Below are 13,508 nucleotides of genomic sequence, written 5' to 3' on the forward strand. Positions count from 1 at the left end.
GGAAGGACCAGAAAGTAACGGGTTACTCTGCCAAAATCAAGTATAAATGGAATGGTGGTTTCGTGAAATTGCCTAAACGCTTTTTTTAGCTGTGTTGCATACCTATTTTTAGCCCATAGCTGTCCCAAGACATCCAAACACATGACCTTGTTCGAGATATATTTTTTACGCGTAACCCTCATAGACGTTCTGGATGTGGGCATAGTGGCTTTGCTCATTTATACCGTTTATCGGGTGATGCAACGAACCATTGCCATTCAGGTATTTGTGGGCCTTATCGTACTGTATTTTTTTGATGTATTGGTAACAGCGGCAGACATGACCATGCTCCGGTTCTTATTCCGAACCCTAAGTGAGGTTTTTGTGGTGGGTATTATTGTGTTGTTCCAGCCGGAGTTGCGTCGGCTATTGCTAATGCTGGGGCAAACAACGGGGCTTCAGCGCTTTTTTCGTCCTCCAGACCAAAGTAAAATCGTGGAAGATGTATTGACAGCCGTTGCCGATATGTCTCAAAAAAAAACGGGTGCTCTTATTGTATTCCGACGTTCTACCCCATTAGACACCTACATTGAAACAGGAACGCTTTTGCAGTCGCAGGTAAATCCCGATTTACTGATTGCGGTCTTTCAGAAAAACAGCCCGTTGCACGACGGCGCCATGATCATCCAGTCTGGTCGTATCGAGGCGGTACGTTGTATTTTGCCTGTTTCGGCAAGCAGAGAACTAAGCCCCAATCTGGGGCTACGCCATCGGTCTGCTATGGGACTTTGTGAACAGAGTGATGCGTTTATCATTGTTGTCTCGGAAGAACGGGGAAAAATCTCGACCGCGCACAACGGCAAACTCATGACCAATTTATCTTTGATTGAATTACGCAACCAGTTACATAAGGCCATTTCTTTGGACCCTGACCGGATTTCTGACGAAACACGAACCATGGACGAAGGCACCCCAGCCAAAATGACTGCTAAAAAACGGGCCAAAAGAGGGATTGGATCAACCCATCAGGAACCAGAGCCTCCCACCGTTCTATAATTGCCGTAAATTATTTAACGAACGATAAACGCTACAAAAAACATGAAAATTGCGCTCAATGGGGCCTCTGGACGTATGGGGCAAGCGATTGCTTTGCTGTTGAAAGAGGGTGGAACACATGACCTTGTGGCCTGCTTTGATGCGGAAGCCCCTTTGCTAACCGAGCACGAAATGGAGGTTATGAACGAGGCAGACGTAGTTATAGACTTCTCGCATCCTGCCGTAGTGATGGACCACATCCACCGTTACTGCCTTTGGGGGTTTGATGCCGTCATTGGCACAACGGGCTGGTACAACAAAATGGAACAGGTGAGAGATTGGGTAGAAGAAGGTCAAATAGGTCTCTTGTATGCCCCCAATTTTTCGATGGGGGTCGCCCTCTTGGTAAAAGCCCTGAATGCTGTTTTACCCACCTTAGAACACCTGAATGAATTTGATGCGTATGTACACGAGTGGCACCATACAGGAAAAGTGGATAGCCCTTCTGGAACCGCGCTTAAATTAGCCCAAACCATCTTAGAGGGCCTTTCCCGCAAAACACACCTGAGCACAGAAGCCCAGCATGGCGCAATAGACCCCGCAGCCCTGCATGTTACCTCGACGCGGGTGGGTCATGTTTTTGGGGAGCACTATGCGGGATTTGATAGCCCTTACGAGCAGTTACTGTTTCGGCACGAGGCAAAAAGTCGGGCGGTTTTTGCTGCCGGAGCGATCCGCGCCGCCGAGTGGTTACAAGGTAAATCTGGCTTATTCACCTTGCAGGACGTTTTGGGAGATTAATCCTTAACCCGAAAGACAACCATGAAACTCAGGTACTTTTTTTTAATCGCTTTATTCGCTCTTGTGGGCTATCTGGCCTATACCAACCCGAACGAAGCTGAATTTCGGACGTTTTCTCGGGATATGGTGGAAAAATTCTTCCGCGAACGTACCCAACTGCCGGACCACTCAATGAGTGGCCTGATTCAAGATCTAGCCAGTGTTTTGGCGGGTCAGATGGCTGAAAGTTTGGTACAACGGGAAAACTATTTTTTATTCAGTTTTTTCACCCTGGAAGTACCTGATGCCTTTGCCCATCATAATTGGCGATTTTTGGGGATTGGTGGGTATTTCATTCCACTTGAAAGGCCGGAATTTCTCGAAAATAACCCACATTTACACCCTTAACTGGGTTATCTTCGACCCAATCCTAAATTCAAACCCTTGCAAACATGCAATATTTGCCCCTTCACGACCCCGAAGTTTTTGCGGCCATCGGCCAAGAAGTTGACCGCCAGAACAATGGGGTGGAACTGATTGCTTCAGAAAATTTTGTTTCACTGGCTGTACTGGAGGCCGCAGGATCGGTACTGACCAATAAGTACGCCGAGGGCTTGCCCGGAAAACGCTACTATGGCGGATGCCAGTTTGTGGATATCGTAGAAGACTTAGCCCGAAATCGTGCCAAACAGCTTTTCAATGCCGATTGGGTGAACGTCCAGCCCCATTCTGGTGCATCTGCAAACGCTGCGGTTTACCTTTCCTTGCTCCAACCCGGAGACACGTTATTGGGGTTGGATTTGGCACATGGCGGCCACCTGACACATGGTAGCCCGGCAAATTTTTCGGGTATCACGTACAATGCCGTGTTCTATGGCGTAGAAAAGGACGGCCCCCTTGCTGGTCGGATCAATATGGACAAGGTGCGGGAAAAAGCACGCGCCGTTCGGCCCAAGATGATCTCCATTGGTGCAAGTGCTTATACCCGTGACTTCGACTATACCGCCTTCCGCGAGATTGCCGACGAAGTGGGTGCATTCCTCTGGATGGACATGGCGCATACAGCGGGCCTCATTGCGGCTGGGCTTCTCCAAAACCCATTACCCCATGCACATGTGGTTACCACAACGACCCACAAAACCTTACGTGGGCCTCGTGGCGGAATGATCCTCATTGGTCGCGATCACGAGAACACGCTGGGCAAAACAGCCCCTAAAACAGGCCGGGTGAAGATGCTCTCGGAATTGATGGACTCGGCGGTGTTTCCGGGGACACAAGGCGGCCCCCTGATGCATATTATTGCTGCAAAAGCCGTTGCATTTAAAGAAGCACTCGCACCTTCATTCAAAACATACAGCGAACAAGTTATCCAGAATGCACAGGCCATGGCAAACGCCTTCCTCGAAAAAGGCTACAACCTCGTTTCTGGCGGAACCGACAATCATTTGCTGCTTATTGACTTACGCAACAAAAACATTACCGGAAAACAAGCAGAGGAAGCACTGGGAAAGGCGGAAATTACCGTCAACAAAAATATGGTTCCTTACGACACCCAAAGCCCGTTTGTCACTTCTGGTATTCGTATTGGGTCTCCAGCCATGACCACACGGGGATTGATGGAAGCAGATTTTGTTCACTTGGTAGAACTCATGGATCGCGTACTTTCTGATCCAACTAACGAAATGGTGCAAGATGCTGTCCGCTCGGAAGTGCATGATTTTTGCCACCGCTTCCCACTCTATGACCTAACCACCTCCTAAGCGTGGTTCAGATATACAAAAAAAGCGCACGTTTCATGCCGTGCGCTTTTTTATTTAGTATTATCGGGCATACGTTATAAATCAGGCGAAAAGCCCGGAACCAATTGCCGAATATGTGTATCCGAAAGGGCATCGGGGATGCCAGCACCCAAACGGTCGTACTTTTTCGCGATGGCATCCACCTTATCGCGGCAGGTTTGTACGGCACGTACCAAGTCGGCATATTCTGTCTGGAACTCATTCCGGGTTCGTTTTTCTTTGGCATTATATCGGACGGCATAGGTAGCAGCCCGAACCCTCAGATCAATCAGTGACTCAATAAGTTTGTCGCTATCGGTGGTGAATTGTGTTGGATTTGGAAAAATGGTGGTGCGTTCCAAACTGGCCAAAAGTGCCGTAAGTCCGCCCCCAACAGCCGAACCCCAGATTTGTGGTGTACCTTTGGTGGCAGCCCCCATGATGGCCGTAGCTGCACTTATGACAGCCGTCAAAACGGCCCTACGGTTTTTGGATCGTTCGGCTTTACTGGCCCGCTGACTTAGTACCTGCTGCAAATCTTGTATCCGGTCAATTTCCCGCGCCGAGTTTTCCAATACATCCCGGTATTGATTATAGAGTGAACCATGATCGGGTGCATCCAATACATCCAGTTCCACAGGCAAGTCTGCACGTTTACCATTCCGGTCCACGACAAACAACGTAAACTTCAGGGTCTGCTTTTTGACCGCCGCATCCGATGAAATAAACGTAAAAGGAGGCGTCCACGAAAAGGTATATACATTCCCTTCTTGGCTCAACTGATAACCCTCTGGTGGATTTCCTTCTATGCCCATAGGGGCTAAGTCATCCAAGCCGTCTGGATCATAAACCTGTGCACGCAATAGAAAAGGCTCCGCCTCCCGGACCTCACGTTTTCCGGAGAGTTGGGTGATGGCGGGCGGCAAACCAGCATCGTATTTAGACAACGTAAGCGTCTGAACGATTTCTGCCTCGCCATCGGTCAGTTTAAAAGAAATACTGATAGGTAAGCGGTCGTATTGGGTGGGGGTTGCCGTCCATTGAAACACACCTCGGTTAGAAAGGGAAGCCCCAGAAGGCATAGGACCCGACTGTTCGAAGCGCAACAGGTCGTTGTCTTCGTCGGTTGCGTTTAGCTCATGCGTAATCCGTACATTGGGCAGAATGGTCACATAAAGAGACGTGGGATCGATCTTAGGACTACGGTTTACCTGTCGCACATTTAGCAGCACTTTCTTGGAAATAGCCACCCCTTCTGCATCCCGAACAGAGAAAAACAACTCTATTGGCCTGATGCGGTTTTGCGTGGTAGCCACGTCGAAGCCCGGAGTCCACTTAAACAAATTATCAGTAAGTGAGCTACCAGCGGGGAAGGGCGAAGAAGACTCGAACAGGTATGGCTCGCGTCCTCCCGTAGCTTCCAATATCAAACGAACAGCTTCCCCTTCGTTTACCGTAAGCGGTTCTTGGGGCACCAGCAGATGAAGAGGCGCTTTCAACAAGGTATCGGGAAGCGCTCGAAAAAAAGGAAAAGCGTCTGCTTGGGCATATACGGGCAAAATAGTTGACCACCAAAGCCAAAGCATTAGGCATAAAGAACGAACTTTCATGCTAAACTTAGACCATTAAACAAAACAAGAAGTAACAACGATTCGGAAGTGGTGGTAGGGTATATACGTTATTTTAAAGTACGGATTTCACGATTAAATTTCAAGAACAGGCATTAGAGGCCTACCAACGCCATAAAACACCGATGGAAATATGAGGAAACAATTGGGTACGCCCCTTCCGCGCTGCATGAAGTACTTCCGGAATATCCGGTAGGGTCTGGTGGAATTGTTGACGGATGTTCTGATATTGGAGCCAACCTTCTGCGTGAAGAGAAGAACCTTTGCCAAGTGGAAAGACCACCGCCGTCGTAGGCCCTAATTGTCGGATAACTTCCCATCCTGCTCCCGATAGGGCTTTGCGAATGGGCTTACCATCAGCCCCTAAGGTGGGTTCTCCATTTCCGTCCCATTGGTCATAGTATAGCGTGAGGTTTTGGTTATAATCTTGCCGGAGGAAGAGCCGGACACCCACTTCAGCCGTCCAAGTGGTTCCAACACGATAACGTGCCCATCCGCTATATGTTTGCACGGTATCAAACGGAATTTCGGCAAAAGCGGCCCATAGCAGTCGTCCCAACCTCAAATCACTAAAATCAGATGCCAGACTCAGCCGGCTTTCGTCTGACCAACGGTGTTCGATGGTTGTATCAAAGCGCAATTCGCGGGCAGATTGGTCATTTTTGAGTCGTCCGGCCAATTCAAAATCATCAACAGTATAAGTAGCCCGCACCTCTGGAGAGAAGGTAATACGGGTTTGATCGGCGGGCAGCCAGCGGATAGTCGGCCGCCAGCGCAAGGAATGCTGGATATTGTTTTCTATGGAGCGGTCCGCTTTCAGATAAACCGTATGGTAGTAGGTGCCTAAAACCTGAAACTGTGCCATCAGAGACGGGGCCACTTGCCAAACAAGACGAAGTTCGCCATTATGGAACACTTCATCGCGGTCGTCAGGATTGGTTTCTGGGGTGTCGTGTCTCAAAATACTGGAAGCACCGTTGGCCTGAAGTTGTAAGCGCGATGTCACAGGTAAGTGAATTTGGGTATTCAGCGCAAAGGTTCCCCGCTCAAAATTGGTTTTGCGAAGTTGCTCTCCCCACGATGCCGGCAGATTAAACCCGACGGCCAAACGCCTTGCCTCTGCCTCAGCACCCCACTGAGCGGCCAAACGAAGCCGGACATTTCGTTGATGATAGGCCACACCAACTTCCCCATTCAGGCGTTGACGATTCAGGTTGGTATTGGGCGAAAGGGCCTCTTCCGGATGCTGTATGATGCGAATCCGGCGGTTATTCGCGGCAAAATCCGCCGAACCTATAAATGCAAGATGTTTTGAGATGGGTGTTTGAAAATTCAACCCGGCTTCCAATGTGTCACTCAAGATGGCCTCTATCATTTCCCCTCGCACATCGGGTGTTTGCTGTTGAAAAACCGCTTCTTGATAGGTATCTCGTCTCAGTGTAGCAAATTTCGCACGGACCTGAAAGGCTTGTGCTCCTTTTTGACGGCTAAAACCTGTACGAACCGATATTCCATGGTTTTGTCTGGGCTGGATTTTTTGGTAATCTGCCTCTCCCGAAACGTTCAGTGTACTTCCTTCTTCCAAAACTGGCACTGCCTCGAAGCGGAACCCAAGTGCAGGCCCACTATCCAGTCGCAATATCGGAATTCCTTGTAGATCCGGAATCCCCTGTCTTCGGTCCCAAGCAAAACCCATCAGGGGAAGTACCCGCCAAGTCGCATTTTTCTGATATTGAACGCCCGCCAACACCTCTTGAGACCAAACATTATTCTGACTAAATAAAGCGGTACGGTTAAGAAGTACCGTTTCTACATATGGACTTAGGCTGCGATTCAATTGAAAAAAAGTCAGGTTTTCATCGCGCCAAGCGGTGGTATTTCCCAAAACCAGGGCCTCTGAAGCAAAGCGATTACGCAACAAAAAGTATCCTTTGGGAAAAGCCTGACGAAGATTTACGTCGGCCTGCCATCTGTATCGGTTGGTCGCATGTTCAAACCGAGTCTCAACTTGGGCGTTCGTCACCAAAAGGGAACACGACCATACTAAGCCCAACAAACGCAGGTACCGCTTCATAATCAGGGCAGGGGTTGTTTTTTGGAAGACCTCCGCAAAAACCTCCACAATGTCACGCCCGCCAATGCCCCCAGCCCGTCCGCCAATGCATCTGCCCACTCAAATGCCCGCTTAGAGGGAATCAGATAAGGCAACCAATATTCTTGATGTACTTCGATCAACAGGCCAAAAGCAAACCCAAGCCCCACCACAATCATTGGTTGGATGGTAGATGATTCCAGCACCAAGAATGCCCAAACCATCAAAATAACAAAGTGTAGGAATTTATCTGCGGTAAAAATGGCCATGTCCGGTATGGCGCTACTCGGTACCGAACAACCCAGAATGATCAGAAAAGTCCAAAAAAATAAAAGTGCTTTTTTCAAGTAGTTGACGTTTGGATTTCATACAAAACGCGGGGTAATTCTTCCAATAAATCGGAGGCAATCATACCCGCCATCGCATTCCGTTTAATGTATCGGTCAGAGGCTTTGCCGGCCAAAAAATAACCACAAACAGCCGCCTCGAATGGTGGAAGCCCTTGTGCCAATAAACCCGCCACGCATCCCGCCAATACATCCCCTGTTCCTGCGGATGCAGCAGCCGGATTTCCCGTTGGGTTGATAGAAACCCGGCCATCGGGAGAAGCTACTAGCCCCGGAAAACCTTTGAGCAAAATGACACAGTTCCACTCTTGTGCATACTTCCGAACGAGCGAGAAACGAGCCGCCTCGTCTAACTGGGGATCACCGACCAATTTCTTGAACTCTCCCCAATGTGGGGTAAGTACCCATTTTCCTTGTGCATGTTTTTGAAGCAGATTCGGACTTTCGGCCAACGCTGTCAGACCATCGGCGTCTATTACCATCGGATCCGGATATTGTGTAAGCCAGTATCTAATAAATTGTTTGGTCGAAATGGCACGGCCCAATCCTGGCCCAACCAACATGGCCCGTGCTTTTTCCAAACGTTTTTGTACCACTTCCAAGCCAGATGGATCCAACCCACCGTCGGGTGCTTCAGGAAGGGCAAGGGTCATGGCCGTAGTAAATTTACGGGCGAGGATGGCTTGTGAGGCCGAAGACGTGGCACAAATTACGCCACCAGCTCCTACACGTTCCGCAGCCCATGTACACAACGTAGCCGCTCCGGTCATCTCCGGTGATCCGGCCAAAGTCATCAGATAACCGACACGATACTTATGATCCAGATTGGTGCGCACAGGTATCATTTTCTGTACCCATTTTTCTGTAGGAAGCCATGCACCGCCTTCAGAACGGGCCTGTTCTTGTATAAGATGTGCTGGAATACCGATTTCCAAAAGATCCAGACCTCCTGTAAAGTTGCCGCCCTCTCCCAGCCACAAACCTGTTTTATAGGCGGCAATAACATAGGTATGGCGTGCCTTTACGGCAACTCCGAGCGCGTACCCCGTGGTAGCATCCAAGCCACTCGGCACGTCCACCGAGACAATAGGTTCTGACTGTTGGTTGAGCCACTGAATGATGGATGCATGGGGTTCTCTTACATCCGAATGCAGGCCCGTGCCAAGTAAGGCATCCACCCATACATCTGGCCGAGGCAAACTATACAATACTTCGGGGCCCGAATAATACCAAAAGTGTAAGGGGGCAGTGGGGTCTTTTTGCTGGATCTCGGCAAGTAATAGAAGGTTTTGGCGGACGTCGGGTGTGGCTTCTTCAGGTGTACCGACAAATACCACCCTTGTACGAATGCCTTGTGCTACCAGATTTCGGGCGATGACCAAACCATCGCCACCATTGTTGCCTTTTCCACAGAGGATATTGACCTGACGTGGTTGGAATTGCTGTTTGATACATTGGGCTGTGGCGCGTCCAGCAGATTCCATGAGGGTAAAACCGGGAATGCCAAACTGCTGAATGGTGGCCTCGTCTGCCCGTTGCATGGCCGCAGAGGAGAGAAGGGGGATCATGTGTGCTCAGATTTTTTTTAGTGAAGGTGTTGTATCTAAAATAGCATGATCTCCCAAAAAAACCGAATAAAACACGATAAAGAAATGGTCGTTAGGCAATTTTGTAGGGAATGGCCTTGTAAGCAAAAAGAGTACGTTTCAAGTAGGGGCCTTGAAGGGGCAAAATCAAGCAACGTCATTTCTGACGGAACACGCACATTGATATAAAAGAAAATTTTGAAATACGATGTACAAAAAGCATTTGTACAAGGCGGATATTAGCAGTACCAAACCCTCAACCTTCAACGAGTTTGCAGGGCAACGCATTGGTCTTCCCGAAAAGCGATACGCTTGAACTCGCCGAAGCCTCACCTTCCCTGATACAAAATCCATACTAGTGGCTGGCGTTTCTTCGCTCTTGGTCTTAGATGCGGTCTGACAAATTAAAGTCTTCCAAAATTTCCCATTCTCCGCCGTCCTTTTGTTCAATAAGGCTAATTTTCTTAAAATTAAGTTTTATTGGCAACTTTATTGTTCTCACTTTTTTAAAAATCTTGTCTGTACAAGTTGAGTTTCTTGGATGCATCAAAGTTATATGTGCATTTTGTTTTATTGGATTATGAACAAGTCCATTCAAAATTTGTTTGCGCAAATTGTCAAACTCTTCATTGTCGCTGGTTGCAGGGAGAAAAAGTCCTTTCCCATTATCAAATCTTTCTACTTTTTCAAATTCAATATTAATATCAATATGTGCCAAACAAAGTATGTTCGATTTTATTTTTTCAATATTTTCAATTTCGTCTTCCCTACATAAAGTAATATGGGCCTTAATTATTTTAAATTGTATCGGATTAAATTCTTGCCTAATCTGTTCAATAGCTTCAGCATCCTTTGGTTCTACGAATAGGGTCAGTTGTCTGCGAATATTAGAAATCATTTTTGTCTCTTTATTATGGGTCTTTACGCTTATCACTAACGCTCCGGGCTTCGCGAAGGCAGGAGGTAAAACTGTAAGCGATCTGTTAGCACCAACGTCTATTAATTTGGTACAAATATTTCTATTTGTTTTACCATAATGTTTTAATCGAAGTCATAGAATGGCTCAAGTTGCTAGTACTCACTCCCTGTGAATCCAATTGGAGCATAAAAGTATAGAAAAGTCCATAATGAACCACTAAAAAGTTTGCTGTGCATACCATCCCCTTCATGAGAAAAATAAATCACCTCCGAGGGGTTATAATCAACCGCAATGATGTCACCATTTGGAACATTCATAAATGACAGTTTGTCTTTCCAGATTTTTTCAACCCCATCAATTGTATCTTAGTCATTATATTTTGGGTCTAATGAAGCAATTATCCACCATCTAAAACCTGCATATTATTTAGTCAACAAATTTAAGTTTCAATAAACTAAAATAGAAAATATTTGTGTAAATTATTCTAATGTTATTTTATTAGATTTATATCTAATCTCCGCGTGTCATGATAAAATGAATAATTATTTTAAATCTCACAATACTATTTGTTATATTTATATTTAAAAATGAATTTATTTTGTTAATTATTATTTAATTATTATTTAATTATTATTTTTAATAATCTTAACCGGTCAATCTATTTTATTAATTAATTTTTCAAATATTTTATTCGTTCTTCATAACGATAAAACACCTCAACCCATCACCCGATACCCCGCGCCAAAAACCGTGACAATAAATTGTGGATTCTTTGGGTCTTCTTCAAGTTTTACACGCAGGTTACGGATGTGAACATCTATTGTACGCTCGGTACCATCACTCATTTCGTCGTGTAGGTGATCAAAAAGTTCGCCTCGCGAAATGATCTGCCCCGGAGACGCCATGAGCAAGTACAAAATATCAAACTCTTTAGGGGTAAGCGATACAGAGGTGCCATTGCATTTCACTCGCCGTTGAACAGGATGCAAGGATACCCTTCTTATCCGTATCCAGTGGCTTTCATCTGGAGTCGGCGATTTCGTGCGACGAAGAATGGCGTTGATGCGGGCCAACACCTCTCGCAGACCAAACGGCTTGGTAACATAGTCGTCGGCCCCTAACTCCAGACCAATGACCTTATCGGTTTCTTCTTGACGTGCCGTGAGAAGCATCACGGGTGCGTCACTTTCCCGACGAAATGCGCGAATAAAGTCGTAGCCATCCATATGAGGCATCATAACATCTAATAAAACCAGTTCTGGCTGAAATACTACGGCTTTTTGGAGCGCTTCACGGCCATCGGCAGCAACTTCAACCCGAAAGCCTTGGGCTTCTAAATACTCCTGTAACATAGTCCGGACATTCGGCTGGTCGTCTGCTATTAAAATTCGTGTCGGCATTTTTCCTTTATTAGATACACAAAACCAACACGAATATAGCAACGGTTCTGCCCCTCTGTACTGTGTGCTACAATTATTGTACGTATTTCCCCTACTTTACCTTTCTCCAATATCGCAAAGTAGTTTTGCATAACAGGTCTTACCTTAAAAAAAGGTTTTTCATAACCTAGATCATACTTTTTCAGTAGCATCGTAGCACACCATGCCATTTACCCAGTCTGACATGACCGCGCCGCCCGATTTGCGCCAACATGCAAAAGGAACAGGTCCGCGACGGTCTCAACGCCCCATCTATCAGGATATGTTGCCCCCTTGTAATCATGCTTGTCCGGCAGGCGAAAATATACAAGGGTGGTTATCACTTGCGCAAGCAGGGGATTATTATGCGGCGTGGCAGAAATTGGTAGAGGAAAATCCGATGCCCGCGATTCACGGACGGGTATGTTATCACCCGTGCGAGGACTCGTGCAACCGTGCGGCAATAGACAAAACGGTGAGCATTCATGCGGTCGAGCGGTTTTTGGGCGATATGGCGATCGAGCAAAACTGGCAAGTCGCCTTTCCAAAAGCACGGTCTGGCAAGCGGGTTTTGGTGGTCGGCGCCGGGCCAAGCGGCCTCTCGGCGGCATATCATCTTACACGCATGGGGCACGAGGTGGAGATTCAGGAGGCTGGGCCATTGCCTGGCGGGATGATGCATTTTGGCATTCCGGCGTATCGCTTGCCACGCAACATATTAATGGCCGAGATACAACGGATCGTCGCAATGGGCGTAAAAATCCACCTCAACCAAAAAGTAGAAGACGTGATGGCGGCCAAGGCCACCGGAAATTTCGATGCCGTATTTTTAGCCATTGGTGCACAAATTGGAAAAAAAACCACCATTCCCACACAAGCCGCTGGTCAGATATTGGATGCTGTGAGTTATCTACGGGATGTGGAAATGGGCATTGCCCCGAAACTGGGACGGCGCGTGGCCATTTATGGCGGTGGGAATACAGCGATGGATGCAGCGCGGACGGCCAAAAGACTCGGAGCCGAGGAAACATTGATCATCTACCGACGAGACCGCGAACACATGCCAGCACACGACTTCGAGGCCGATGAAGCCTTGGGGGAAGGGGTAAAAATCCATTGGTTACGCACCATCAAATCCATCGAAGAAACCACCTTTACCGTAGAAGTGATGCGGGTCGAAAACGGAAAACCGGTGCCTACAGGAGAATTCGAGACCTTGGAGGCCGATGCACTGATTATGGCACTTGGACAAGACACCGATACCCGTTTTTTAAAGCAGGTCCCCAACTTGGTCTTTAACCAAGACGGTACCTTACAAGTGGGGTTGGATATGATGACAGGGTGCGATGGCCTGTTTGCAGGTGGTGATATGGTTCCTGAAGACCGCAGTGTAACCATTGCGGTGGGGCATGGCAAAAAAGCCGCACGTTTTATGGATGCCTATCTAAGAGGGAAAAGTTACCTGAAAGCACCTAAAAAACCCGTCGTAGGTGCAGATCTTCTGCATCTGTGGTTCCATACCGATGCCCCACCCCAAGAACAACCCCACCTTCCGAATGAGGTAGCAACAGAAGGATTTGATGAAATTGTGGCTGGATTGACGGAGGCTGAAGCCCGCTATGAGGCACAACGCTGTTTGTCTTGTGGCAATTGCTTCGAGTGTGACGGCTGTTATGGCTCATGTCCGGAAGGAGCCATCATCAAACTGGGCACGGGTAAACGATATCGGTTTAATTTAGATTTATGCACGGGATGCGCCGTTTGCCACGAACAATGCCCGTGTCATGCCATAGAGATGACACCGGAGCCTCTATAAATGAAACGCAAAGTTTTTTGGGTGCTGGTTTTGCATACCTATACAACCTTCCAACATCCAGAAAAACTTTTTCATTTGCAGCGCAACCCAACCTTTTTACGTCCCCCAATTTAATCCTATCAAAACCAAC

At 47.5% G+C, this 13,508-nt stretch carries 11 protein-coding genes; 5 read left to right on the plus strand and 6 right to left on the minus strand.

Features of this window, described 5'->3' with window-relative positions; all coding sequences use genetic code 11:
* The first annotated feature begins 141 nt into the window (after positions 1 to 141).
* From JNN12_02430 to JNN12_02445, 4 genes are read left to right on the plus strand one after another with little or no spacing between them, the layout of a single operon-like run.
* The gene (locus JNN12_02430; GenBank protein MBL7977169.1) at positions 142 to 1,035 is read left to right on the plus strand and encodes a TIGR00159 family protein; all 894 of its coding nucleotides are present in this window, start codon (positions 142 to 144) and stop codon (positions 1,033 to 1,035) included.
* A gap of 42 nt (positions 1,036 to 1,077) precedes the next feature.
* Positions 1,078 to 1,815 (plus strand): 4-hydroxy-tetrahydrodipicolinate reductase, encoded by a 738-nt coding sequence (gene dapB / locus JNN12_02435; protein ID MBL7977170.1) that lies wholly within the window; start codon positions 1,078 to 1,080, stop codon positions 1,813 to 1,815.
* Between the two features lie 21 nt (positions 1,816 to 1,836).
* Positions 1,837 to 2,202 (plus strand): DUF4359 domain-containing protein, encoded by a 366-nt coding sequence (locus JNN12_02440; protein MBL7977171.1) that lies wholly within the window; start codon positions 1,837 to 1,839, stop codon positions 2,200 to 2,202.
* A 44-nt stretch (positions 2,203 to 2,246) separates the two neighbouring features.
* Entirely contained in the window at positions 2,247 to 3,554 is a 1,308-nt protein-coding gene (locus tag JNN12_02445; GenBank protein MBL7977172.1) for a serine hydroxymethyltransferase, read from the plus strand.
* A gap of 74 nt (positions 3,555 to 3,628) precedes the next feature.
* Here JNN12_02445 and JNN12_02450 read toward each other — a convergent pair whose 3' ends face one another.
* From JNN12_02450 to JNN12_02475, 6 genes are all read right to left on the minus strand, one after another.
* Positions 3,629 to 5,182, minus strand: coding sequence for a hypothetical protein (locus tag JNN12_02450; protein MBL7977173.1), 1,554 nt, complete (start codon positions 5,180 to 5,182; stop codon positions 3,629 to 3,631).
* A gap of 121 nt (positions 5,183 to 5,303) precedes the next feature.
* Positions 5,304 to 7,274, minus strand: coding sequence for a hypothetical protein (locus JNN12_02455; GenBank protein ID MBL7977174.1), 1,971 nt, complete (start codon positions 7,272 to 7,274; stop codon positions 5,304 to 5,306).
* Between the two features lie 2 nt (positions 7,275 to 7,276).
* Positions 7,277 to 7,639: a VanZ family protein gene (locus JNN12_02460; protein ID MBL7977175.1), complete on the minus strand. Its 363-nt coding sequence runs from the start codon at positions 7,637 to 7,639 to the stop codon at positions 7,277 to 7,279.
* Entirely contained in the window at positions 7,636 to 9,207 is a 1,572-nt protein-coding gene (locus tag JNN12_02465; GenBank protein ID MBL7977176.1) for an NAD(P)H-hydrate dehydratase, read from the minus strand. Before JNN12_02465 ends, JNN12_02460 begins: the two co-directional genes overlap by 4 nt.
* Positions 9,208 to 9,610: 403 nt before the next feature.
* Positions 9,611 to 10,123, minus strand: a complete 513-nt coding sequence (locus JNN12_02470) for a 2'-5' RNA ligase family protein (protein ID MBL7977177.1) — start codon at positions 10,121 to 10,123, stop codon at positions 9,611 to 9,613.
* A 737-nt stretch (positions 10,124 to 10,860) separates the two neighbouring features.
* Positions 10,861 to 11,544 carry a response regulator transcription factor gene (locus JNN12_02475; GenBank protein MBL7977178.1) on the minus strand — a complete coding sequence of 228 codons (684 nt, stop codon included), beginning with the start codon at positions 11,542 to 11,544 and terminating at the stop codon, positions 10,861 to 10,863.
* 202 nt (positions 11,545 to 11,746) lie between these two features.
* Here JNN12_02475 and JNN12_02480 point away from each other — a divergent pair, with 202 nt between their 5' ends.
* Complete coding sequence (locus JNN12_02480) at positions 11,747 to 13,378, plus strand: NAD(P)-binding protein (protein ID MBL7977179.1); 1,632 nt, start codon at positions 11,747 to 11,749, stop codon at positions 13,376 to 13,378.
* The last annotated feature ends 130 nt before the right edge of the window (positions 13,379 to 13,508 follow it).

The sequence above is a fragment of the Bacteroidetes Order II. bacterium genome, from assembly GCA_016788705.1.
Lineage (GTDB): Bacteria > Bacteroidota > Rhodothermia > Rhodothermales > UBA2364 > UBA2364.